General features: G+C 66.2%; 19 protein-coding genes and 3 pseudogenes. 12 read left to right on the forward strand and 10 right to left on the reverse strand.

Features of this window, described 5'->3' with window-relative positions; translation table 11 throughout:
* Nucleotides 1-112 precede the first annotated feature (112 nt).
* Nucleotides 113-1,030: a 5-dehydro-4-deoxyglucarate dehydratase gene (gene kdgD, locus AWB79_RS09380; RefSeq protein WP_061167133.1), complete on the reverse strand. Its 918-nt coding sequence runs from the start codon at nucleotides 1,028-1,030 to the stop codon at nucleotides 113-115.
* Nucleotides 1,031-1,233: 203 nt separating this feature from the next.
* On the opposite strand from kdgD, the gene garD reads away from it, so the two are divergent.
* Together garD and AWB79_RS38120 are read left to right on the forward strand one after the other, a co-directional pair.
* Nucleotides 1,234-2,826: a galactarate dehydratase gene (garD, locus tag AWB79_RS09385; protein WP_061167134.1), complete on the forward strand. Its 1,593-nt coding sequence runs from the start codon at nucleotides 1,234-1,236 to the stop codon at nucleotides 2,824-2,826.
* Nucleotides 2,827-2,926: 100 nt separating this feature from the next.
* A pseudogene (locus AWB79_RS38120) lies at nucleotides 2,927-3,201 on the forward strand (MFS transporter); the annotation flags it as partial.
* A gap of 35 nt (nucleotides 3,202-3,236) precedes the next feature.
* Here AWB79_RS38120 and AWB79_RS09390 read toward each other — a convergent pair.
* On the reverse strand, nucleotides 3,237-4,034 hold the full coding sequence (locus AWB79_RS09390; RefSeq protein ID WP_061167135.1) for an SDR family NAD(P)-dependent oxidoreductase: 798 nt from the start codon (nucleotides 4,032-4,034) through the stop codon (nucleotides 3,237-3,239).
* Between the two features lie 113 nt (nucleotides 4,035-4,147).
* On the opposite strand from AWB79_RS09390, the gene AWB79_RS09395 reads away from it, so the two are divergent.
* Both AWB79_RS09395 and AWB79_RS09400 read left to right on the forward strand, forming a co-directional pair.
* Entirely contained in the window at nucleotides 4,148-5,101 is a 954-nt protein-coding gene (locus tag AWB79_RS09395; RefSeq protein WP_061167136.1) for a GlxA family transcriptional regulator, read from the forward strand.
* 56 nt (nucleotides 5,102-5,157) lie between these two features.
* Nucleotides 5,158-6,390, forward strand: a complete 1,233-nt coding sequence (locus AWB79_RS09400; RefSeq protein WP_061167137.1) for a Zn-dependent hydrolase — start codon at nucleotides 5,158-5,160, stop codon at nucleotides 6,388-6,390.
* 12 nt (nucleotides 6,391-6,402) lie between these two features.
* Here the strand turns inward: AWB79_RS09400 and AWB79_RS39400 are convergent, their stop codons facing one another.
* Together AWB79_RS39400 and AWB79_RS09410 are read right to left on the reverse strand one after the other, a co-directional pair.
* A complete protein-coding gene (locus AWB79_RS39400) occupies nucleotides 6,403-6,567 on the reverse strand; it encodes a hypothetical protein (protein WP_157695721.1) in 165 nt (54 codons plus the stop codon).
* Between the two features lie 110 nt (nucleotides 6,568-6,677).
* Entirely contained in the window at nucleotides 6,678-6,872 is a 195-nt protein-coding gene (locus AWB79_RS09410; RefSeq protein WP_061167139.1) for a hypothetical protein, read from the reverse strand.
* Between the two features lie 116 nt (nucleotides 6,873-6,988).
* Between AWB79_RS09410 and AWB79_RS09415 the strand changes: the two genes are divergently transcribed.
* The 6 genes and pseudogenes from AWB79_RS09415 to AWB79_RS09440 all read left to right on the forward strand — a co-directional run bounded on the left by AWB79_RS09415 (nucleotide 6,989) and on the right by AWB79_RS09440 (nucleotide 14,336).
* The gene (locus AWB79_RS09415; RefSeq protein ID WP_374728534.1) at nucleotides 6,989-7,285 is read left to right on the forward strand and encodes a DUF6723 family protein; all 297 of its coding nucleotides are present in this window, start codon (nucleotides 6,989-6,991) and stop codon (nucleotides 7,283-7,285) included.
* A gap of 164 nt (nucleotides 7,286-7,449) precedes the next feature.
* Nucleotides 7,450-7,677, forward strand: coding sequence for a hypothetical protein (locus AWB79_RS09420; RefSeq protein ID WP_061167140.1), 228 nt, complete (start codon nucleotides 7,450-7,452; stop codon nucleotides 7,675-7,677).
* 167 nt (nucleotides 7,678-7,844) lie between these two features.
* Entirely contained in the window at nucleotides 7,845-8,471 is a 627-nt protein-coding gene (locus AWB79_RS09425) for a recombinase family protein (RefSeq protein WP_061167141.1), read from the forward strand.
* Nucleotides 8,472-8,848: 377 nt separating this feature from the next.
* Nucleotides 8,849-13,026 (forward strand): annotated as a pseudogene (locus tag AWB79_RS09430) (CheR family methyltransferase).
* 52 nt (nucleotides 13,027-13,078) lie between these two features.
* The gene (locus tag AWB79_RS09435; RefSeq protein ID WP_061167142.1) at nucleotides 13,079-14,083 is read left to right on the forward strand and encodes a chemotaxis protein CheB; all 1,005 of its coding nucleotides are present in this window, start codon (nucleotides 13,079-13,081) and stop codon (nucleotides 14,081-14,083) included.
* Nucleotides 14,084-14,105: 22 nt separating this feature from the next.
* On the forward strand, nucleotides 14,106-14,336 hold the full coding sequence (locus AWB79_RS09440) for a hypothetical protein (RefSeq protein WP_061167143.1): 231 nt from the start codon (nucleotides 14,106-14,108) through the stop codon (nucleotides 14,334-14,336).
* On the opposite strand, the gene AWB79_RS38875 is transcribed toward AWB79_RS09440, so the two are convergent.
* The 5 genes and pseudogenes from AWB79_RS38875 to AWB79_RS09455 form a co-directional block, all read right to left on the reverse strand.
* Complete coding sequence (locus AWB79_RS38875) at nucleotides 14,296-14,628, reverse strand: hypothetical protein (RefSeq protein ID WP_082862308.1); 333 nt, start codon at nucleotides 14,626-14,628, stop codon at nucleotides 14,296-14,298. The two genes, AWB79_RS09440 and AWB79_RS38875, sit on opposite strands and share 41 nt — an antisense overlap.
* Nucleotides 14,629-14,726: 98 nt before the next feature.
* A pseudogene (locus tag AWB79_RS38125) lies at nucleotides 14,727-14,873 on the reverse strand (SDR family oxidoreductase); the annotation flags it as partial.
* A 136-nt stretch (nucleotides 14,874-15,009) separates the two neighbouring features.
* On the reverse strand, nucleotides 15,010-15,858 hold the full coding sequence (locus AWB79_RS09445; protein ID WP_061167144.1) for a TauD/TfdA dioxygenase family protein: 849 nt from the start codon (nucleotides 15,856-15,858) through the stop codon (nucleotides 15,010-15,012).
* A 10-nt stretch (nucleotides 15,859-15,868) separates the two neighbouring features.
* The gene (locus tag AWB79_RS09450) at nucleotides 15,869-16,849 is read right to left on the reverse strand and encodes a quinone oxidoreductase family protein (protein WP_061167145.1); all 981 of its coding nucleotides are present in this window, start codon (nucleotides 16,847-16,849) and stop codon (nucleotides 15,869-15,871) included.
* A gap of 32 nt (nucleotides 16,850-16,881) precedes the next feature.
* Nucleotides 16,882-17,631: a universal stress protein gene (locus AWB79_RS09455; protein ID WP_061167146.1), complete on the reverse strand. Its 750-nt coding sequence runs from the start codon at nucleotides 17,629-17,631 to the stop codon at nucleotides 16,882-16,884.
* Nucleotides 17,632-17,767: 136 nt separating this feature from the next.
* Between AWB79_RS09455 and AWB79_RS09460 the strand changes: the two genes are divergently transcribed.
* The gene (locus tag AWB79_RS09460) at nucleotides 17,768-20,488 is read left to right on the forward strand and encodes a winged helix-turn-helix domain-containing protein (protein WP_061167147.1); all 2,721 of its coding nucleotides are present in this window, start codon (nucleotides 17,768-17,770) and stop codon (nucleotides 20,486-20,488) included.
* Nucleotides 20,489-20,651: 163 nt separating this feature from the next.
* Nucleotides 20,652-22,328 carry a fatty acid--CoA ligase gene (locus AWB79_RS09465; protein WP_061167148.1) on the forward strand — a complete coding sequence of 559 codons (1,677 nt, stop codon included), beginning with the start codon at nucleotides 20,652-20,654 and terminating at the stop codon, nucleotides 22,326-22,328.
* Here AWB79_RS09465 and AWB79_RS09470 read toward each other — a convergent pair.
* Complete coding sequence (locus AWB79_RS09470; protein WP_061167149.1) at nucleotides 22,310-24,058, reverse strand: SulP family inorganic anion transporter; 1,749 nt, start codon at nucleotides 24,056-24,058, stop codon at nucleotides 22,310-22,312. The genes AWB79_RS09465 and AWB79_RS09470 overlap by 19 nt on opposite strands.
* Nucleotides 24,059-24,193: the final 135 nt, after the last annotated feature.

Consider the following 24,193-nt stretch of genomic DNA (forward strand, 5'->3'; position numbering starts at 1 on the left):
CACGGAGGGCCGCTTAATTCGTTCTTAAGCGGCCCTCGTCAGCGAAGCGACACACGATGCCTTCGCGGCATCGCGCGCTCCCGCGCTTCGCTTGTCTCCTGTTGATGCGGATTTACTGCGCGCCGAGCTTCTTGATCAGCACGTCGAGCTGTTCGAGCTCTTCTTCCGTCAGATCGGTCAGCGGTGCGCGCACCGGACCCGCGTCGTGGCCGACCAGCTTCGCGCCCGCCTTGACGATCGACACCGCATAGCCCGCCTTGCGGTTACGGATCTTCAGGTACGGCAGGAAGAATTCGTCGATCAGCTTGCCGACCGTTGCATGGTCGTCAGCGGCGATCGCGCGGTAGAACTCCATTGCGGTCTTCGGAATGAAGTTGAACACCGCCGACGAGTACACGGGCACGCCCAGCGCCTTGTACGCCGCTGCGTAGACTTCAGCGGTCGGCAGGCCGCCGAGGTACGAGAAGCGGTCGCCCAGGCGACGGCGGATCGTCACCATGTTTTCGATTTCGCCCACGCCGTCCTTGAAGCCGATCAGGTTAGGGCACGAGTCCGCGAGCTGCTCCAGCATGTCTGCGTTGAGCTTCGAATTCGCGCGGTTGTAGATGATCACGCCCATGTTCGGCACGGCCTTGCACACCTCTTCGGCGTGCACGCGGATGCCGTCCTGCGACGCTTCGGTCAGGTAGTGCGGCATCAGCAGGACGCCGTGCGCGCCTTGCTTCTCTGCTTCCTGCGCGAACGCGATGGCCGTGCGGGTCGGGCCGCCCGCGCCCGCCAGAATGGGCACCTTGCCACGGCACACTTCGGTGGCCGTCTTCACGATCTGCGAATATTCGGGTTGCGTCAGCGAGAAGAATTCGCCCGTGCCGCCCGCGACGAACAGCGCCGAAGCACCGTACGGAGCCAGCCATTCGAGGCGCTCCGCATACGTGTCAGCGCGGAAGTTGCCTTGCTGGTCGAAGTCCGTCACGGGGAAGGAGAGCAGGCCTTCGGAAACGATTTGCTTCAGTTCTTGCGGAGTCGTCATGGTGATCTATCTCGATAATCAGCCACCGGCGGGTGCCGAGCTTATAAGTCATCGTACAACATGGAGAGTCATCGTACAATCGATTTATGCCAGTATAATCAACGAATTCGGGTAAATACTTATGCTTTGTGACGTTCTATGTTGTAGGATGACATAACTCCAGCCGCGGTCCGCGCGGTGTGTCTGTTCAAGGATTCGTCAGAATGAATCAATCCCCTCTCTATATACGTGTGCACCCGGACGACAACGTCGCGATCGTCGTGAATGACGGCGGTCTCGGCGAAGGCGCGACGTTCGCCGATGGCCTCGTGCTGCGCGAGCGCGTGCCGCAAGGTCACAAGGTCGCTCTGAAGGATCTCGCGGAAGGCGACGCGGTGATCCGCTATAACGTCGTGATCGGCTATGCGACCAAGGCGCTGCCGAAGGGAAGCTGGATCAATGAGCACGTCACGCGCATGCCGGCTTCGCCCGAACTGCACGACCTGCCCATCGCCACGATCAAGGCGCCGGACGAATCGCCGCTGGAAGGCTTTACGTTCGAGGGTTATCGCAACGCCGACGGCTCGGTGGGCACGCGCAACATTCTCGCGATCACGACGACCGTGCAATGCGTGGCGGACGTGGTGCAGCACGCGGTCACGCGCATCAAGACCGAACTGCTGCCGCAATACCCGAATGTCGATGACGTCGTGAGCCTCGGTCACACGTACGGCTGCGGCGTGGCCATCGACGCACCCGACGCGATGGTGCCGATTCGCACGGTGCGCAATATCGCGCTGAATCCGAACTTCGGCGGCGAAGTGATGATGGTTTCGCTGGGCTGCGAGAAGCTCCAGCCCGAACGTCTGATGCCGCCGGGCACGATTCCCATTGCGGCGGCATCGGCGGAAACGGAAGACGTGGCCGATATCGGCGACAACACGCACGACGACAACGGTGGCACGGTCGTATTGCAGGACGAGGCACATGTCGGCTTCGGCTCGATGATCGAGTCGATCATGCGTATGGCCGACACGCATCTGAAGCGCCTGAACAATCGCCGGCGCGAGACGTGTTCCGCTGCGGATCTCGTTGTTGGCGTGCAGTGCGGCGGCAGCGATGCGTTCTCCGGTCTCACGGCGAATCCGGCGGTTGGTTTCGCGACCGACTTGCTGGTGCGCGCGGGCGCGACCGTCATGTTCTCGGAAGTCACCGAAGTGCGCGACGGCGTGGCGCAACTGACGGCGCGCGCGGCGAACGGCGAAGTGGCGCAGGCGATCATCCGCGAGATGCAGTGGTACGACGATTATCTGAAGCGCGGCGGCGCGGACCGCAGCGCGAATACGACGCCGGGCAACAAGAAGGGCGGCTTGTCGAACATCGTCGAGAAGGCGATGGGTTCGATCGTCAAGTCGGGCAGCTCCGCGATCTCGGGCGTGTTGTCGCCGGGTGAGAAGGTGAAGCAGAAGGGTCTGATCTACGCGTCGACGCCCGCGAGCGATTTCATCTGCGGCACGCTGCAGCTCGCGGCGGGCATCAACCTGCACGTGTTCACGACCGGGCGCGGCACGCCGTACAGCCTGGCCGAAGTGCCGGTGCTGAAGGTCGCGACGCGCTCGGATCTCGCGCGCCGCTGGCACGATCTGATGGACGTGAACGCGGGCACCATCGCGACGGGCGAGGCGACTATCGCGGATGTGGGCTGGGAGCTGTTCCGGCTGATGCTGGATGTCGCGAGCGGCAGGAAGCAGACGAAGGCGGAAGCGTTGAAGCTGCATAACGCGCTTGTGCTGTTCAATCCGGCGCCGGTGACCTGATTCGACTCGAGGTTGCAGAAAGTGAAATTGCCCCGCTCCAAGCGGGGCAATTTTTTTGGCACGATGAACCCGACTCCACTCGCCGCCCGCGCCCGAGTCGATGACACCGCGCCCGCCCATCTCCCGCACCGTCTGGGCGCTGGACCTCGTCAGCCTCTTCATGAACCTGTCATCCGAGCTGGTGCGCGCTGCTGCCGATCTATCTCGTGACGGCAATGGGAATGACCGTCACCGCGCTCGGCGCGCTCGAAAGCGCCGCCGAGGCGACCGCGATGATCGTAAAGGTCTTTTTCGGGATCGCTGAGCGACTGGATCGGCCGCCGCAAGGGCCTGCTGCTCTTCGGAGACGGCCTCGCCGCATTGACCCAGCCGCTTCATGATGTGTTTTCCTCGATTCGTGCGTGGGCGGATCAGACAGCGGCGTAACGCGCGGCCGGCGTACTGGTGGAAAGCTCGGGCGCCATCGCCTGACGCAGTGCTTCGTAGGCGTCCCATTTCGCGCCGTCGTGCAGCGGCGGAATCGTCACGAGCTCGCCCCGGTCGAAACCGACGAGCGCGGCATCGACCAGATCGCTCGCCGACATGACGATTTCGCGGTCGAGGTTCTCGATCGGCAGGCCGCCCGTTTCCCAGAAATCGGTGGCGGTGGCGCCCGGCAGCACGGCCTGAATGCGCACGCCCTTGTCCGCCAGCTCGCGATGCAGCGACTGGCTGAACGCGAGCACGAACGCCTTGGTGCCGCCGTACACGCCGTTGAGGATCTCCGGCGCGATGCTCACGATCGACGCGATATTGATGACCGCGCCCCGGCCGCGCGCGACGAAGCCGGGCACGGCCGCGTAGGTCAGGCGCGTGAGCGCCGTCACGTTGAGCGCGATCATGCGGGTCATCGAATCGACGTCGCTGTCGAGCAGGGGCGTATGCGTGCCGACGCCCGCATTGTTCACGACGAGCGTGATGCTCGCGTCTTCCTTCAGCTTTGCTTCGACAGCGGCAAGGGCGCGGCTCTCGCTCAGATCGGCGTCGATGATTTCGACGCTGCGGCGCGTCTCGTCGGTGATGCGCTGCGCGAGCGCCGCGAGCCGGTCGCGATTGCGCGCGACGAGAACGAGGTCGTAGCCGCGCCGCGCGAGGCGCTCCGCATAGACCGCGCCGATGCCCGAAGATGCGCCCGTGACGAGCGCGGTGCCAAGGTTTTCCTGCGTCATGATTTCACTCCGTTCGGAAACAGGTAGGTTTGCGTGAGTGAATTCTGGTCCGGTTTGACCGTGGCGCAAATGACGTATATGGTGCTTTTTCAGGACATGGCGGGATTTCGGACATGCATCGGATCGGATACTTGCTGAGCGACGGCTTTCAGGTCATGACGCTCGCGTCGCAGTCGGTGTTCGAGTACGCGAACGAGACGGCGGGCGAGGCGTTCTACAGCATCGAAAGCTATTCGGTCGAGGGCGGCGAGGTGCGCTCGTCGCTCGGCATGAAGGTCGACACGCGCGCGCTCACCGCGCGCACCGCGATGGACACGTGGATCGCCACGGGCGTCAACACGCCGCTCACCGATCCGCCGTCCGCCGCGCTGCTCGCGTTCCTGCGGCGCGCGAGCACGCGTTCGCGGCGCATCGCGGGCATCTGCACCGGCGGCTTCGTGCTGGCGCAAGCGGGCCTGCTCGCCAACCGGCGCGCGACCACGCACTGGTTCTATGCGCGCGACATGCAGCGCCTGTTCCCCGACGTGCGCGTGGAGGAAGACCGCATCTTCATCGTCGATGGTCCGATCTGGACCTCGGCGGGCATGACGGCGGGCTTCGATCTCGCGCTCGCGATGGTCGAGAAGGACCTCGGCGCGGACATCGCGCGCTCGGTCGCGCACAAGCTCGTCATGCATCAGCGGCGCGCGGGCGGGCAGTCGCAGCATTCGGAAATGCTCGATCTCGCGCCGAAGTCCGACCGCATCCAGAACGCGCTGAACTACGCGCGCCAGCACCTGAACCGGCCGCTCACGGTCGAGGAACTGGCGGGCGAGGCGCATCTGAGTCCGCGCCAGTTCAGCCGCGTGTTCGCGCAGGAAACCGGTCAATCGCCGGCGAAGGCCATCGAAGGATTGCGGCTCGAAGCGGCGCGGCTGATGATCGAGCAGAGCCGTCATTCGCTGGAAACCATCGCGCAGGAAACCGGCTTTCGCGACCGGCGCCACATGCGCGAGGCCTTCATGCGCGGCTTCGGCCTGCCGCCGCAGGAAGTGCGGCGCGAGGCGCGCGCGACGCCGCAGGGCTGAGAGCGCGCGCGATAATCGGCTTTTTCACACTCTCATTCGCATATAAAGGACACGCCGTGCCGAAGATCGACCCCGAGCGCCTTCTGAACGACCTTCGCCACCTGCGCAGCTTCGGTGCGACCGGGCCCGGCGTCGTGCGTCTGTCGCTGTCTGCCGTCGATATGGACGCGCGCCGCTGGCTCGCCGGACGCATGACCGAAGCGGGGCTCGACGCGAGCATCGACGGCGTCGGCACGGTGTTCGGCCGCTCGCGCAATGCCGGTCCCGCGTTGCTGATCGGCTCGCACACCGACACGCAGCCCACCGGCGGCTGGCTCGACGGCGCGCTGGGCGTCATCTACGGGCTGGAAATCGCCCGCGCGCTCGGCGAATGCGAGGAAACGCGCGAGTTCGCGGTGGACGTCGCGTCGTGGATCGACGAAGAGGGCACCTTCTCGGGCTTTCTCGGCAGCCGCAGTTTCACCGGCGAACCGGTCGATGAAGCGATCCGCAACGCCCGCAATCGCGACGGCCTCCTGCTCGCCGATGCGCTCGGACATGCCGGTCTCGCCGCGACGCCGCGCGTGCTTATCGACCGGGCGAGACACAAGGCGTATCTGGAGCCGCACATCGAGCAGGGCGGGCGGCTGGAGGCGCACGGCAAGTCCATCGGCGTGGTGACGACCATCGTCGGCATTCGCGAACTCAGGCTGCGCTTCACCGGCCAGCGCAATCACGCGGGCACGACGCCCATGTCGATTCGCCGTGACGCGGGCGCGGCGCTGGTTGCTTTCATTGCGCGCATGGACGAAGCATTCCGCCAACTAGCCGATGCCGACACGGTCTGGACCGTCGGGCGTATCGAGCTCGACCCCGGCTCGTTCAGCGTGGTGCCGGGCGCGGCCGAACTGCATCTGCAATTCCGCGACGCCAGCGCGGAACGCCTGCGCGCGATGGAAAGCGCGCTGGCCGGGCTGGTCCGCGACTTCAATGCGCGCGAAAAGGTGAGCGTCGCCATTGCCGGCAGCGAGCCGCCCGAGGAACCCGTCACGATGGACGCCGCGTTGCAGACGCATCTCGCGCACGCCGCGCAAGCGCTTGCGCCGGGAGCATGGGAGCCCATGCCGAGCGGCGCGTCGCACGATGCGCAGGTGCTGGCGCATCATGTGCCGGCGTGCATGCTGTTCGTGCCGAGCATTGGCGGCGTGAGCCATGACTTCATCGAAGACACGGCGGACGCGCATATCGTGCTGGGCTGTCAGGTCGCGGCGCGGGCGGCGGCGGAGATTCTGCGCAGCCTGCGCGCGTAACGTTCTCTTGCGCTACGCAGGCTTGCCGCGATGATCGATGTACACGCGTCCGAGCAGATCGTCGTACTCGTCGAAATGCGCGGCGACGATCGCCTTCAGCATGCGGATGAACGCGTTGCCGTCCTGGAAATGATCGACCAGCACGCGCGCCGTGCGCAGCGAAATGGATTCGGTCATGGTCCCCGATTGCTCGTCGTCGATTCTGAACTTGAACCGATGCACCTCCACGGAAGAAGGGTCGGCGGGTTTTTCGTGTGAAATGATCGTTGCCTGCATCGACGGTTCTCTCATCTTTTTTGTTGTTCATTGCCGGTGAAGCGGTTGGACGTCCGGGCGTTGCGTTCATTCTCCAAGGTCGATTGCGCCTCCCCGCGCATCTTCGGATGCTGCTTCAAACGCCGGGTAGAAACGAAGCTGACGGGCAGGTTGCAGCGACATGACTTCTCCGGACTGAGCTTGAGAGTGATTTGAGCAATGGCCATGCCGCGCAAATGCGTCGCGCGATGAAAAACTCTGGAACCCGTGGCTTACGTACAGCGCGATCCGGGCCCGGCCGTTCCACAATGAATCCATCGGGACTTAAGACGCGGTGATCTTCGTGAGTCAATCGAATGGCAAACGCCCCAAGCTGGTCCTGTTTTCGACACGGCTGGTCAAACCGACGCCCGGCGCGACGGCTGATGATTTCCAGATCTATGCGTCGTACCGGGGCAGCAGCGCAAGCGGTTTCTTCGGCACTCTGAAAGTGGTGCGCAAGACCGACGGCAAATTGCTGTTTCCGTTCGATGGCGCGGGCAGCATCGGACCCTTCGCGACCAAGGCGGACGCCGTGGCCGCCGCGCTCAAGCACGGCGATGAAGTGGTGCAGGCGGATCTGACGCGTCCGGAACTCTAAAGACCGGGGAGAAAAAGCGACGCTTTCGGACAGCAAATATTGCTGGTTTTCCCTAATCGCCGCTTTATTCATCTAATGGAAAATCACCGCACAGCTCATCGGCGGCTGAACGACCGCCATAAAAAGAGCGACGAGAGTCATTAGATCGAAGAGAGAGAGGCGCCATGAATCAGTTCCAGGTGAGTTATCGCGGCTTTGTCATCACGCCCCTGGCCGCGTTCGACGGCGGCCTCTATGCGGCCATGACCATCATCTGCGATGGCGACGGACTCCAGCGCGCAAGCGGTGTCCTCGGACATTTCACCGGCGCAGACGAAGCTCGCGCGTTCGCCCTGATGGCCGGAAAAAACGACGTAGACCGGCGCCTTTGGCACGCCACCGCGGCCGCCTAAACAAAGAACCTCCCCTTGCTTTCCGGCTGCGTCGTGGGCGAGTCTGCTCGTCTCCCGATGTTCATGAATGTCTGGCCGAATGGCGTGGATTACGTACCTTGCATGGGTTCCGGTCGCTGTCATACTCGAACATGCGAGCGTCCTGAAACGGAGAAAGGTGCGGACCAATGTCACTCGTCGTTTATGTATTCGAGGAAAGCCGGGGCGTGCCGACGCACGAGAGCGAACTGTTCGACATCGATGCAGCCGGCTACTTCGTGGATATGAGCGGGGTCTTCGTCGAGCGTTGCAGCTGCACGACGACCATGACTTCGCGCCCCGCGTTCCAGCGCGCGCTGCGCCGGCTGCAGGCAGGCGACACCCTGGTCACGACCAAGCTCTGGTCTCTCGGCAACAGCGTCGCCGACGTCGTCGCGACGATCGACCAGCTCAAGCGTCGCGGCATTTCCACCGTCTGTCTTGCGGTCGGCAAAACAAACCTCTGCGACGGCGAGGGCGAGCCGTTCATGCAGGCGCTGCGGCTCGCGGCAGACCTGGAGCGAGTCACACGCCGCAGCCGCGCCCGCGAAGCGGCGAGCGCCGCGAAGGAGCGCGGCATCGTGCAGGGCCGGCCGAGTTCGCTCACGAGCGCACAACAGCGGCAGGCGATGGCCGCGTTGAACGCCGGAATGACCATCACCGAAATCGCTCGCTCGCTCAATACTTCGCGCCAGACGATCATGCGCCTGCGCAACGCTCACACACCGCATACTCCGGAGCGCCCCGAGCCGCTTGCCGCCAACGATTCGCCTTGACACCCGGCCGTCTTCCCCCCCCCTGCGGGCCGGCGTGCCGCCGGTTCGTTCCGCCATTGCGCGTGAATCGGCGTCTTCAGCAGTTTTTCCCGAGCCGCGCCGCTCTGGAAAAGTTTTGCGTCAATCGCTCTGCGCCGCCGTTGCCCGCGTTGCATAAACTAAAATCACGTTTCGATCGAAAGGCTTCCTTCGCTTGCAACACCGAGGCCGTGCGGCGCGAGAGCGCGCTCCACCGGCCGGCTCATCTGAAGACCTTCCGCACGAGAAGAATTTTTCTTGCCAGAGGCTCCGGCTTACTGGCCCGACAACGCGCGTATGAATACGAGAATCATGCAGATCGATCAAGTCGACGATAAGTACAGTGAGGGCTCGGGAAAATGACCAGCAGCCGTTCGCCAGCGGCGTCCGAGGAAACCGCTCCGCTGCCCTTCGCAGTGGTGGGAATGGGCGCATCCGCCGGGGGCATTCCGGCGCTGCTCAATTTCTTCGAAAATGCGCCGCTCGACATGGACATGGCGTTCGTCGTGATCCTGCACATGCCGCCCGACCAGATCAGCCACGCCGACGAAGTCGTGCAGCGCGTGACCGAGATGCCGGTGAGGCAGGTTTCCGAAACCACGGTGATCGAGAAGAACCACGTCTACATCAACGCCCCGGGCAAGTACCTGACGATCTCGAAAGGCAGTCTGGAAGTGGCCGACCGGATCGACTCGATCGGCTCGCCGGCGCCCATCGACCACTTCTTCGCCGCACTCTCGACCGCGCACGGCACGCACGCCGTCGGCATCGTGCTGTCGGGCTCCGGCTCCGACGGCGCCGCCGGGCTCTCCCGCATCAAGGAGATGGGCGGCATCACCGTGGCGCAGAAGCCGGAAGACGCGGACTTCGGCCAGATGCCGCAGCACGCCATTTCCACGCGCCAGGTCGATTTCGTCCTCCCGGCGTCGGAAATGCCGGAGAAGCTGCTTGATCTGTGGAATAACGCGAAGCGCATTCAACTGCCGATCGCGGACGGCGGCGAAGCGGCGGAAAAGGAAGTCCTGCCCACGCCGGGCGGCGCGGAGCGCGCGCTGTCCGACGTGCTCATGCAGTTGCGCGTACGGACGGGCCACGATTTCCGTCATTACAAGCGCGCGACCATCCTGAGGCGCATCGAGCGCCGCATGCAGGTGAACAGCGTGCGCGACATCGGCTCGTACCGGGACTACCTGCGCGCGAATCCGGAGGAAACCACGGCGCTGCTCGCCGACATGCTGATCGGCGTGACCCAGTTCTTCCGCGACCGCGACGCCTTCGAAGCGCTGCGCCGCGACGTCGTGCCCGCCATGCTCGAACCGTCGAAGGGCGATTCGCAAATGCGCGTGTGGGTGCCCGGCTGCTCGACCGGCGAGGAGGCCTACTCGCTCGCCATCATGCTCGCGCAGGCGCGCGAGGTGTACGGCTACGAGACTTCCTATCAGATTTTCGCGACCGATATCGATGAGCCCGCCATCTCACAGGCGCGCGCCGGCTCTTATCTCAGCTCGATCGCGAGCGACGTGCCCGCGGACGTGCTGCGGCGCTACTTCAAGCAGGACGGCGGGCGCTACCAGATCGTGAAGTCGGTGCGCGAGCGCATTCTGTTCGCCGCGCACAGCCTGTTGCGCGATCCGCCGTTCTCGCATCTCGACCTGATTTCCTGCCGCAACGTGCTGATCTATCTGGATCGCGCGGTGCAGCGGCAGGTGCTCGAACTGTTCCACTTCGCGTTGCGCACGGGCGGCTATCTGTTCCTCGGCACGGCCGAATCCGCGGATACGGCGGACGACCTGTTCACCATCGTCGACAAGAAGAGCCGTATTTATCGCGCGCGCACGATCGTCAATCGCATCAAGCCGCCAGTCGCGTTCCCCTCGCTCGGGGCGGCGAACTTCGGCGCGCGCGAGGATCTGACAGCCGTCGCTGCGCCGGCCGCCATGACCACCGGCCCCGAAACGCCGGAGCGCCGCAGTTTTTCATTCGCGGCGCTCCACCAGCGCGTGCTGGAGGAATACGCGCCGCCGAGCGTGGTCGTGGATCGCGAGTCGAACATCGTGCATCTGTCCTCGACAGCCGGACGCTTCCTGCGTCACGGCGGCGGCGAACTGTCCTCGAACATCATGGCGCTCGTGCTGCCGGAACTGCGGCTCGACCTGCGCACGACGCTGTTCCGCGCGCATCAGACCGGCGGCAGCGTCGAGGCCCGGCGCGTCAAGCTGAATCAGGAGGGCCACACCACGTGGGTCAACATGACGGTGCGCCCGTTCCACGATTCCGGTGTGAATGCCGATTTCTTCCTGGTGCTGTTCGACGAGGTGCAGGAACACATGGCGGATGAAGGATTGCCCGAGGATCGCGGTCAGGATCCGCTGCTCATGCAACTCGAACGGGAATTGCACCACACGCGGGAACAACTCGCGACGACCATCGAACAGCACGAGACGACGGTCGAGGAGCTGAAGGCGTCGAACGAGGAATTGCAGGCGATCAACGAAGAACTGCGCTCTGCCACCGAGGAACTCGAAAGCAGCAAGGAAGAACTTCAGTCGGTCAACGAGGAACTGACCACGGTCAACACCGAGTTGCAGGCGCGCGTAGAGGACACGGCCAAGGCGAACGACGACCTGCAGAACATCATCGCGTCGACGGAAATCGCGACCGTGTTCGTCGACAAGCAGATTCGCGTGAAGCGCTTCACCACGAGCGCCACGCGCGTATTCAAGCTGATCGACGTCGATATCGGCCGCTCGCTGTTCGACATCACGCATTCGCTGCGCTATTCGAGCCTCGCCGACGATGTGAAACAGGCCTTCGACACGCTGAAGCTGATCGAGCGCGAGGTGGAAAGCGCGGACGGCAAGTGGTACCTGATGCGCCTGCTGCCCTATCGCACGGCGGACGACCGCATCGACGGCGCGGTGCTCACGCTGATCGACATCACGGCGCGGCATCAGGCCGAGGAACTGGCGCGCATCGGCGAGCAGCGCCTGCGGCTGGTCGCCCAGTCCACCAACGACTACGCGATCATCGTGCAGGACCCGAACGGCGTGATCGTGTCGTGGAACGCTGGCGCGGAGCGAATCTTCGGGCATACCGAAAAGGACATGCTCGGCAAGAACATTTCGCTGATCTACGACCCGGCCGACCGCGATGCGCGCGTGCCCGCTCTGGAGCGCGAAACCGCGCTGCGCGAGGGCCGCGCCGACGATGATCGCTGGCACATCACGCGCGACGACCGGCGCGTCTATTGCAGCGGCGTCGTGACGCCGATCTCGGACCCGTCGTTCACCGGTTTCGCGAAGATCGCGCGCGATCTGACCGAGCGCAAGCTGCGCGAGGACGCCAACCGCGACGCGCTCGCCCATGAGCACGCCGAACGCGAAAAGGCGTCGCTGTCGAACCAGTTGAAGGACGACTTCATCGCGATGCTGTCGCATGAGCTCAAGCATCCGCTGAATCTCATCGGCATGAAGGCGGAAATCCTGCCGCGCCTGCCCGAAACGCGCGGCATCGAGGTCGTGCGCCAGACCGCCGACACGATCCGTCGCGCGGTGCGTGGCCAGGCGCAGATCATCGACGATCTGCTGGACCTCTCGCGCGTGCGTACGGGCAAGCTCGCCTTGTCCATCGCGCCGGTGGACATCACGGGCGTGCTCGCGCGCCTGGCCGAAGTGAGCGAAGGCGACGCCGTGCAGCGCGGAATCGAGATGCGCACGAGCGGTCTCGATGCGCCGAGCTTCGCGCTCGCCGATCTCGTGCGCTGCGAGCAGATCTTCTGGAATCTGGTTTCCAACGCGCTCAAGTTCACGGATCGCGGCGGCTCCGTGGAACTGCGGCTGTCGCACGGCGGCGGCATGGTGCGAATCGATGTCGTGGACACGGGCCAGGGCATCGAGGCGTCCGCGCTGCCTCATATCTTCGACTGTATCGACAGGGCCATCGCAATCCGGCCTCGGGCGGACTCGGCATCGGGCTCGCGCTCGCGAAGCAGCTCGTCGAAATGCATGGCGGGCGCATCGAGGCGCGCTCCGACGGCCTCGGGCGGGGCGCGACACTCTCGGTGTGGCTGCCGGCCGCGGCCACGCAGCCGCGCGCGCCGGCGGAACGCACGGCGGGCGCGCGGCCGGTCGCGGGCGCGCGCATCCTGCTGGTGGACAACGACGTCGAAGCCACGGCGTCCTTCGCCGCGCTGCTGGAGCTGGAACAGGCGTCGGTGCAGGTCGCATCGAGCGCGGAGCAGGCGCTCGATCTGCTCGACGACACCGCCGTGGACGCGCTCATCGCCGATATCCAGTTGCCGGGCATCGACGGCTACGAACTCATCAGGCGCGTGCGCGCGAAGCCTGCGCTGGCGAACATGAAGGCGATCGCAGTGACCGCCTTCGGCCGTGACGAGGACAAACGCACGGCGCGCGAGGCTGGTTTCGACGCACACCTGAACAAGCCGGTTGATTTCCCCGAACTGCTCCATACAGTGGACACGCTGCTCGCCGCCGACGCGCGCGAGCAGGGCGCGCTGAAGGGGGGCGCGTCGTAAATCCGGCCGACCCGGCCCGTCGATTGCTTCCCTTATTCAACCAGGAGGGCATATGGACGACCGGGATATCGTGGTGATAGGAGCCTCCAGAGGCGGCTTTCACGTGCTGAAAATGCTCGTCAGCCAGTTGCCGGGAGACCTGCCTGCGGCGGTTTTCATCGTTTTGCATATCGGGCGCCACACCAGCGTGCTGCCCGATCTGCTGACCAGCTGGGGACCGCTCTCCGCGCGCTATGCCACGGATGGCGAGATGGTCGAGCGCGGCACGATCCGCGTCGCGCCGCCCGACCGCCATCTCGTGCTGGCGCGCGGGCGCGCGTGGCTCAACGACGGCGCCAAGGAAAATTTTGCACGTCCCGCCGCCGATCCGCTATTTCGCAGCGCCGCGCTGGAATACGGCTCGCGGGTGGTCGGCGTGGTGCTGAGCGGCGATCTCGACGACGGCGCGGCGGGGCTCGCCAATATCCGGGCCCAGCGGGGCTTCGCGATTGTCCAGGACCCGGACGATTGCGAAGCCCCCAGCATGCCGCGCGCCGCGCTCGACTCAAGCGGCGCGGACCTGCTTTGCACCGAGAGCGAACTTCCGCAGTGCATCCAGGCTGCGTTGAAGCGCGATCCGGCCGCCCGACTCGTCAAGGGGGGGCACATGAACAAGCAGATGTTCGAACAGGAAGCCCGCATCGCCGCGAGCGGCATCTCCAGTCCGGAAGCGCTCGACGAAGTTGGCGAGCGCTCGGGGCTGACCTGTCCCGATTGCGGCGGTTCACTATGGCGCATCAAGGACGACCGCCCGCTGCGCTATCGCTGCCACACCGGGCATGCGTTCACCGGTTTGTCGCTGGAGGAAGGCATCGAGACGCGCTCGGAAGCCGCGCTGTGGAGCGCCGTGCGCGCGGTGCACGAACGCGTGATCTTCGCGCGCGAACGTCAGCGCTGGGCCGAACGCGCGGGCAATCGCGCGCAGATCGAGATCGAGCAGGCGCGCATCGAGGAAGCGGAGCGGCTCGCGGAAGTGCTGCGCGACGCCATGCAGCGCACCGCGATCACGTCGGAATGATGAGGAGGCAGAGGGGGAACTGATGGATCTCGCAGGCGAGGTTGCGCTGCTCGACAAAGCCGATCAGGACATCGAGCAGGCGAAGGCCCGGGTCGAACGGCAGAAGGCGATGGTCCGGCGGATCGAGGCATCCGGTTTCGACATCGGGGACGCCGTCATGCTGCTGAACACGCTGCATGATTCGCTGGCGACGATGCAACGGCATCGCGGGCTCATCCGCGAGCACGTCGAGATATTGAAGCAGGGCGGCTGAGCGCATGCCGCGCGGGGCGCATCCAACGTGGTGCCTTCGCGCCGCGATATGCGAACGCAGCAATGCGCTCGCGCATGCGCGCCGTGACGAGCGGATTCACCTCGGGTGAACGCGCGGCGCGCGCGCGGCGTCGCTGGTGCGTGCGAAGCAGCGACGCCTCCACGTCATGAGCGAATTTCTGCAGCGCGTCGGCCGAGCCGCTGACGCTCGTGTACGCCTGCTGTCCGATTCTGCCGTCGAGCAAAACCGTCATCCCCGATTTTCGGGCCATTCTGAGCACGTCGGTTTGCATGATTTCGTGGGCGTTGTCGCCCCCTCGAGTCGCCGGCGGCGCGCCATCGCGCGACGCCTTCCTGCCTTTGTCACAGCATTCGCTATGCCATTGGCGTTTCAGATGATCGGTTTGCCGCCGGTCACCGCGACGGTCGCGCCCGAGATATAACTCGCCTCGTCCGATGCCAGCATCACGTAGGCGGCGGCGAGTTCCGCGGGCTGTCCGGGGCGTTTCATCGGCGTCTGCTTGCCTAGGCTCCCGATGCTCGTGCGGCCTTCCGAGGCTTGTGTACCTCCCGATCAAACGAATAGTTAGGATTGCAAGTAAAAACGGCGTGACTCGCTTTCGCAAGTCACACCGCTTTGACCGATGCAATTCAACGCAATCAGCGTTCCCGACTCAGAACGGCACGTCGCCGATGATCCCCGCGCGCTCCATCTTCCGATGACACGGCGCGTAGTCCATGACCGCGTAGTGCTGCGTGCTGCGGTTGTCCCAGATCGCGATGCTGTTCTTCGACCAGCGCCAGCGCACCTGATACTCCGGCAGATAAGCCTGGCTCACGAGATACGCGAGCAACTGCCCCGCGCCGGGATTCGCGTCCTGCCCGAAGCGCACGCGCGCGGGCGTGTGATAGTTGGTGAAGTGCGTCGTGAACGCGTTGACGAACAGGATCTGCTCGCCCGTCTCGGGATGCGTGCGCACCACCGGATGCTCGGCATCGGGGAACTGCGCCTTGAGCGCGAGACGCTTGTCGATCGGCATGGCCGCGCCGAAGCTCGCCTCGATGCTGTGACGCGCGCGCAGATCCGCGATCTGCTCCTTCACATGCTCGGGCAGGTTCTTATAGGCGAGCACCATGTTCGCCCACATCGTGTCGCCGCCCACGGGCGGGCATTCCACGCAGCGCAACACCGCGCCGAACTGCGGCGCCTGGCGCCAGGTCGCATCCGCGTGCCACGCGTTTTCGTAGCGGTCGTTCGGCTGATCGGGCGTCTTGTAGATGCGCACGAGACCGGGATACTCGGGATCGCTGCCCGCGACCGGATGATCCTCCAGTTCGCCGAAGCGCCGCGCGAAGGCGACATGCTCGGCCCGCGTGATCTCCTGATCGCGCAGGAACAGCACGCGATGCGCGAGCAGCGCAGCGCGAATCTCGGCGAAGAGCGCGTCGTCGTGAATGGCGTCGGCGATGCTGACGTTGGTGAGTTCGGCGCCGATCGCGCAGGTGAGTTGTTCGATACGCATTGCTGTCTCCTCAGACGACGAGCACGGACGAGCCCGTGGTCTTGCGCGCTTCGAGGTCGCGGTGCGCGTCCTGCGCGTCGGCGAGCGCGTAGCGCTGGTTGATCTCGATACGGATGCGTCCGCTCGCGACATGATCGAACAGGTCGGCGGCGAGCGCGTTCTTCTCGGCGGGATCGGCAATGTAATCGGCCAGCGCCGGACGCGTCAGATAAAGCGAGCCTTTCATCGCGAGCAGTTGCGGATCGAAAGGCGGAATCGGACCCGAGGCCGTGCCCACGCATACCATCAGACCGCGCCGCGCGAGCGAGTCGAGCGATGCGTTGAAGGTGTTCTTGCCGACGCTGTCGAACACGGCGTTCACGCCTTTGCCGTCGGTCAGTTCGCGCACCCGCGCGGCCACGTCCTCGCGGCTGTAGTCGATCACATGCGCCACGCCATGATCGCGCGCGACCTGCGCCTTCTGCTCGCTCGACACCGTGCCGATCACGGTGACGCCCAGGAGCTTCGCCCATTGCGACACGATCAGCCCGACGCCGCCGGCCGCCGCGTGCAGGAGCAGCGTGTCGCCGCGCTGAAACTGGCGGATGCGCGTCATCAGATAGGCGGCGGTGAGGCCGCGCATGGTCATTGCGGCGGCGCGGGTGCAGTCGATCGCGTCCGGCAGCTTGATGAGCGGCGCGGCGGCGATGATGCGCTCCGTGCTGTACGCGCCGAGCGTGTTGATGAACCCAGTGTAGGTCACGCGATCGCCTTCCTTCAGATGCGTGACGTTCGCGCCGACTTTCTCGACCACGCCCGCCGCCTCGACGCCCATGCCCGCGGGCAGCGGCACCGGATAAAGGCCGGAGCGGAAATACGTGTCGGCGAAATTGAGGCCGACGGCCTCGTGGCGCAGACGGACTTCGGACGGGCCGGGTTCGCCGACGCTCACTTCTTCCCAGCGCAACACTTCGGGGCCACCGGTTTCGTGAAAGCGGATTGCATGTGCCATTGTTTCGTCTCCAGATGAGGTTCGTCGCGCGGTCAGCGCGTCTTGCAGGCGAGCGCGTTCCAGTCGGCGTCGCGCAGATAGCGGCGCGCTGCCGGCAGCACCACGCCTTCGATTCGTCCCATGCGTTCCCACGCGAAGCGCGCGCACGAGTGCAGGGTGTCTTCCATGGCCGCGTCGCCCGGGGGCAGCGACGCCGCGCGATCCAGCAGCGCCGCTTCGCGTTCGGCCAGACGCGCGAGTTCGTCGAGTTCGGCATCGAGCGAGGAGGTGCGCTCGCGCAGCGCGAGCGTCAGCGCTTCCTCTTCTCGATGCGCGGCGCGCAGTGCGTCGATCATGCGCGCCTCCAGCCGCTTCGGGCGCGCCGCGGCGAGCGCTTGGTCATACGCATCCGAGCGCGCCCGATGCACGTCGAGCAGCGCGCCGACCACGTTCGCCACCGCAGGCCGCGCGTCCGAGGGACACACGAGGACCGCGACGCCGGGCAAGGGCGGCACCGCGCCGCCGTGGGCGATGCACACGAGGTCATAGTCGCGCGATGCGAACGCCATGTCGCCATACTGCGCGAGCACCGACGCGGGCACGCCCTGAGCGCGCGCGGCGGCTTGCGCGCGGGCCAGCAGCGCTTCCTGCCGCCGATGCTGCGCCGCAGTGTCGTTCGTGGCGCTCTCGCGGCACACGAAGGTGATGCTTGCGCCGAGCGAATGCGCGAGCTCGGCCGCATGGCCGATCGCTTCGACACACGCGTCGCTGCGCTCGACTGGCACGAGCAGATTTCGGTACATGGTGATCCTTCGGCTTGCTGTTACGGATTGAAGCCATCGTAGTGCGGGGCGGGCGGGCGCGCCCCTCTCGCGGTGGGAGGGGCTTGACGCGTGCGCGCACTAGGAACCATCCTAGGGAGATAAGACAAAATTCTCGATGACCACGAACCCCACCCCATCCGGCGCTCCCGCCACCGAACTCGTCCTGAAGACGATGGCCCCGCGCGCGCCGGCCGGCCTGCTGGCGCGCGCGCGCCTGAACGCCGAAGGCGCCGACGCGTTACCCGGCGCGGGCCGCCAGATCGTGCTCGTGCAGGCCGGCGCGGGCTACGGCAAGACTTCGCTGCTCGCGCAATGGCGGCGCGAATTCCTGGCGCGCGGCGCGGCCGTCGCCTGGCTGCTCGCCGACGAACGCGACGACGCCGAGCGCTTTCTGCGCGCGCTGGTGCATGCCGTGCGCACCGGCTGCGCGCGTCCCGCGTTCGGCCGGCAGATCGACGCCACGCTGGTCGCGCCCGCGGGCGCATTCGATCTCGCGACCGCTTGGCTCGCCGAACTCGCGCAACTGTCCATGGACGTCGTGCTGATCGTCGACGAAGCGGACCGTCTGCCCGCCGCCGGCGCCGCGCTGCTCGACTACGTGATGCACAACGCGCCGCAGAACCTGCGCATCGTCGCGGCGGGGCGGCAGGGCCTCGACCGGCCGGCGGCGGAGCTGCTCGCCTACGGGCAGGCGGAACTGGTCGGGCCGGAAGCGCTGCGCTTTCGGGTCGATGAAACCATCGCGCTCGTCACGCAGCGTTTCGGCGCGCGCGTGGACGCCGACGCCAGCGCGCGTCTGTTCGAAATCACCGACGGCTGGCCGCTCGGCCTGCAACTGGCGCTGACGGCGATGGCCCGTGCGCAGGACCCGCGCGCCGCCCTCGACAATCTCGCGGCGGGCCCGCGCGGACTGCGCGAACCGCTGGTGGCCGCGCTTCTGAAGGAGCTTTCTTCCGACGATGAGCGTTTTCTCACGCGCATCAGCGTGATGGACGTGCTGCATCCCGACCTGTGCGCGGCCCTGACCGGCGACGCCGACGCGCCGCAGCGCCTCGCGCGTCTCGCACGCGACACGCCCGTGTTCGTCACGGCGGAGGAAAGCGACTGGTGCCGCCTGCATCCACTCGTGCGCGACGTGCTGCAGACCCGCTTCGGCGCGCTCGATGCGTCCGAACAGGCGGAACTGCACCGGCGCGCGGCGCGCTGGCTCGCCGCGCGCGGCATGCTTGAACAGGCGGCGCGGCACGCACATGCGGCGGGCGATCGCGAACACGCTTACGAGCTCGCGGAGCAGTCGCTGCACGACGCCGTGAAGCAGGGCCAGCTCGGCACCGTGCTCGACTGGCTGGAACGGCTGCCGGAGCCGGAGCTGGAGAGGCGTCCGCGCCTGCGGCTCGCGGTGGCCTGGGCGCTCGCGCTGGGCGAACGGCATCGCGAGGCGGAGCGGCAGGTCGAGCGCGTGCTCGCGTCGGCGTCTGCCGATGCCGAATCCGGCGAAGCGCTGCGCTACGAATGCGCGCTCATCCTGAGCGCGGCCGCCTGGTACGCCGACGATCCCGACCGCTTCCTGGCGCTGTTCGAGCCGTGGGCGCAGACGCCGCCGCCGCGCGATTCGTGGCTCGCGCAGGCGCATGCGAACCGCCTCGCCGCGCGCGCGATGCTGCTGGGCGAGCCCGCGCAGGCGCGCCGGCTGCAGCACGCGGTGACGCGCGGGCAGACCGGCAAGGGGCAGGGCTATCTCGTGCGGTGGGGCGATCACATGGTCGGCCTCACGTGGCTGCGCGAAGGTCAGGCGAAGCTCGCGGAAAGCGTGCTGATGCCCGCGCTGGCGGGCGCCGAGGAGGATCTCGGCCGGCGCCATCCGCTCACCTGCATGTTCGCGGCGACCTGCGCGGCGCTCGCTTACGAGGACGATCGCATCGACGAGGCCGCCGCGTTGCTCGCCAACCGGCTCGACGTGCTGGAGCGCGCGGCGCTCCCCGAAACGGTGGTGCTCGCGTACCGCGCGGCGGCGCGCATCGCGGCTTTGCGCGGCGACGAGCATCGCGCGCTCGATCTGCTCGAAATGCTTTACGCGATGGGTGTCGCGCGCGGCCTGCCGCGGCTTTGCGTGACGAGCCTCGCCGAGCAGGTGAGCGCGCACGCGGGCCGGTACCGCGGGGAAACGTGCGATGCGCTCGTCGGACAGATCGATGCGATCGTCGCGGAGCATATCGGCGCGCGCGGGCCGATCTGGGGCCGCTCCGTGCAACTGCTGCAGGCGGTCGCGCACGGCAGCGCAGCGCTCGCGCGGCAGGACTGGCGCGCCGCCATCGAGCCGTTCGAGCGCGCGGAAGCCATCGCGGCGACGCTGAAGCTCGGCCGCCAGCGCATCGAGCTGATGGCCTTGCGCGCCTTCGCGCTCGAACGCGCGAACGGCGAAGGGCGCGCGACGTTTCTCGAAGCCCTGAACCTCGCGCACACCTATCATCTGCGCCGCGTACTGATCGACGCGCATCCCGCGCTCGCCGACTGGGCGCGCCGCGTGAGCGAGGAAGGCGCGACGGAACCGGGCGAGCGGCCCGTCGTGCCGCCGCACGTCGTGCGCGTGCCGCCGCGTTCGGCCGAGGGCGGGCCGCGCGCGCTGCCGAGCGTGATCCTCACGCCGAAGGAACGCGAGATTCTCGAACTGCTCGCGCGCAACCTGAGCAACAAGGAAATCGCGCTCGCGGCGGCGGTCGGCGAGGGCACGGTCAAGTGGCATCTGAAGAATCTCTTCGGCAAGCTCGATGCGAGCTCGCGCAAGCACGCGGTGCGGCGCGCCATCGCGCTTGGCCTCCTGGAAGGCGTCCAGTAGCTCACCGGGCGCTTAATTCGTGCGCGATTCTCCCTCGCAATCCCTACCCCTCTCCACGTGAGAGGGGTTCGGCGCGCGGCCGATGCGTATTCTTGCCTCCAGACGATGGACGAGCGCGGACCCAACCCCGCCGGCGCCACAACTTCTGAAATCTGGAGAGACGATGCTAGACCCGCATTTCGATTCGCACGCCGCGCCCGGCGCGTACGCGTACCCGCTGCTCATCAAGCAACTGCTGCACACGCCGCTCGCGCAGGCGGCGGAGCAGGAGATCGTCTATCGCGGCGAAGTGCGTCATTCGTATCGCACGCTCGCGGAACGGATCGCGCGGCTCGCGAACGGGCTCGACGCGCTCGGCGCGAAGCACGGGGCGACCGTCGCGATGATGGATTGGGACAGCCATCGCTACCTCGATTGCTACTTCGCCGTGCCGATGATGGGCGCGGTGCTGCAATCGGTGAACGTGCGGCTCTCGCAGGACGAGATCCTGTACACGCTCAATCACGCGGGCGCGCAAATCCTGATCGTGCATACGGACTTCATTCCGGTGATCGATGCGATCAGGACGCGCCTCGAAACCGTGCGCACCTTCATCTGGATCGACGAGCAAGGCTCGCCCGTTCCCGAGCACGGCATTCCTTTCGCGCAAGAATACGAAGCGATGCTCGCGGCGGCGCAACCGTCGCGCGAGTTCCCCGATTTCGATGAAAACACGCGCGCCACGACCTTCTACACGACCGGCACGACCGGCAAGCCGAAGGGCGTGTATTTCTCGCATCGCCAGCTCGTGCTGCACACGATCGCCGGGATGGCCGCGCTCGCGAGTCCCGCGAGCGGACAGCGCTTTCATCGCGGCGATGTCTACATGCCGATCACGCCGATGTTCCACGTGCACGCCTGGGGCATGCCGTACATCGCGACGATGCTCGGCGTGAAGCAGGTCTATCCGGGCCGCTACGTGCCGCGCAACCTCGTGCGTCTGATCGAGCAGGAAGGCGTGACGTTCTCGCATTGCGTCAGCACGATCCTGCACATGCTGCTCTCCTGCCCGGACGCCGAAACCGTCGATCTGAGCCGCTGGAAGGTGGTGATCGGCGGCGGCGCGCTGACCGAAGGGCTCGCGCGCGTGGCGCTCGGACGCGGCATCGACGTGTTCTCGGGATACGGCATGTCGGAGAGCGGTCCGCTGCTGAGTCTCGCGCAACTGCCGCCCGACGCCGACACGCTCGATCAGGACGAACAAGTGCGGCTGCGCTGCACGACCGGACGCGCGATTCCGCTCGTCGATCTGCGTATCGTGAATGACGAGATGCGCGAAGCGCCGCGCGATGGCCGCACCAGCGGCGAGATCGTCGCGCGCGCGCCGTGGCTCACGCAGGGCTATCTGCTGAACCGCGAGGCGTCGGCGCAACTGTGGGAGGGCGGCGCGCTGCACACGCAGGATATCGGCTGTGTCGATGCGGCGGGCTATCTGCGGATCACCGACCGCGCGAAGGACGTCATCAAGTCGGGCGGCGAATGGGTGTCGTCGCTCGAAGTCGAGAGCCTCATCTCGCAGTTGCCCGGCGTCGCCGAAGTCGCGGTGATCGGCGTGTCCGACGAAAAGTGGGGCGAACGTCCGCTCGCGCTCGTCGTGAAGAAGCCCGAGTGCGACACGCCCGTGACGGAAGAATCGATCCAGCGCTATCTGCTCGGCATCGCGGAAACAGGCCGTATCTCGCGCTACGCCGTGCCGCGCGACGTGCGCTTCATCGACGAGATCAGCAAGACGAGCGTCGGCAAGATCGACAAGAAGACGCTCAGGCTGCGCTTCAAGGACAATCAGGCGGCCGGAGCCTGACCGGGCCGCGCGGCGAGCCAGGCATCGACCGCGCTGCCTATGGTCGGATGGAAGCTTGCGTCGGGAAAGTCCGCGGTCAGCTCGAAGCGTCTTAGCTTGTCGCGCACCGGGTCTTTCATCTCCGCGAAATGCAGCTCGATGCCGCGCTCGGCGAGCGCGCGATGCAGCTCGCGCAGCATGTCGGCGGAAGTGACATCGACACTCGTCACCGGCTCGGCGGTGACGACGACGCGCTGCACCGGCGCGCTCGCCTGATCGATCGCTTCGGTCACGCGCTGCTGGAACAGCTCCGCGTTGGCGAAGAACAGCGGCGCGTCCCAGCGAAACAGCAGCAGCCCGGTAACCTGCCGCGCGTGCGGATAGCGCTTCATGTCGTGATAGCCGCGCAGGCCTTCCACGCGCCCGAGCACGGCGAAATGCGGACGCCAGCCGTCCCACAGGAATTCGATCACCGCGATCACCACGGCGATGCAGATGCCCGGGATCGCGCCGAATACCGCGACGCCCACGAAACAGCACACCGACAGCCAGAACTCCCATTGCTGAATGCGATAGATGCGCTTCAGATCCCTGAACTCGAACAAGCCGATGGCCGCGGCGATCACCACGGCCGCGAGCGCGCTGTTCGGCAGATGGCGCAGCAGATTCGGTCCCGCGAGCAGCACGGCCGCGACGGCCAGCGCGCCGACGATGCCCGTCACCTGCGTGCGCGCGCCCGCCGCTTCGGCCACCGGCGTGCGCGATGAGCTGCTGCTGATCGGAAAGCCCTGGAACAGCCCGGTTGCGAGATTGGCGACGCCCAGCCCGATCATTTCCTGATTCGGATCGACGCGCATGTTGGCGCGCGCCGCGAAGGTGCGCGACAGCACGCTCGTGTCCGCAAACGAAATCAGCGCGACCGCGCAGCCCCCGAGCACGATCTTCACGATATCCGCGCCGCTCGCCCACGGCAGCGAGAAGCCGGGCAATCCCTGCGGAATCGCGCCGAGCACCTTGACGCCGTGCCGGTCGAGATCGAACAGGTACACGCACAGGGTCGCGAGCACGACGGCGATCAGGATGCCCGGCACCTTGTCGAAGCGCTTGAGCAGAAGAATGAGGACGAGACTGCCTGCGCCGACCGCGAAGCTGTACCAGTTGGATTGCCCGGCCGCGACGGCTTTCGCCAGATTGAACAAATCGCGCAGCGGCCCGTGATCCTCGATGGAAATCGCGAACAGCTTCGGCAACTGGCTGATGAGCACGGTGAACGCGATGCCGTTCATATAGCCGTAGCGGATCGGCTTCGACAGCAGTTCGGTGACGAAGCCGAGCTTCAGCACGCCGAAGATCACGCATACGAGACCGGAGACGATCGCCATCATGCCCGCAATGGCGATGGCGCGCGCGGGATCGCCCGACGCGCTCAGCACGACGACCGCGAGCACGGGCGCGGCCAGCGCCGAATCCGGCCCGAGCACGAGAATCCTGCTCGGGCCGAAGATCGCGTAGGCGAGCAGCGGCACGATGGTCGCGTAGAGCCCGCACACGCCCGGCACGCCCGACGCCTCCGCATACGCGACGCCGACCGGCACGAGCATCGTCGTCAGCACGAGGCCGGCGATGACGTCGTTCTTCAGCCACGCGGCGTGGTAATCGCGCAGCATCGCGATGCCCGGCAGGCGGCGCAGCCAGCCGTGCGCGATGCCCTGGGCGCGGGAGCGCGGTTGCAGAGATTGATCGGATGGCATGTCGGAACGGTGAAATTGATGGTATTGCTTTGGTTGTAGATGGAATTGGGCCGCGGTCAAGTTCGCTCTGCGCCACCGGGCGCATGAAGCTTTTCATCATCGGCTTAACACGCCTGCAGCCGGCTTGTAATCCCG

The organism is Caballeronia hypogeia, from assembly GCF_001544875.2.
Taxonomy (GTDB): domain Bacteria; phylum Pseudomonadota; class Gammaproteobacteria; order Burkholderiales; family Burkholderiaceae; genus Caballeronia; species Caballeronia hypogeia.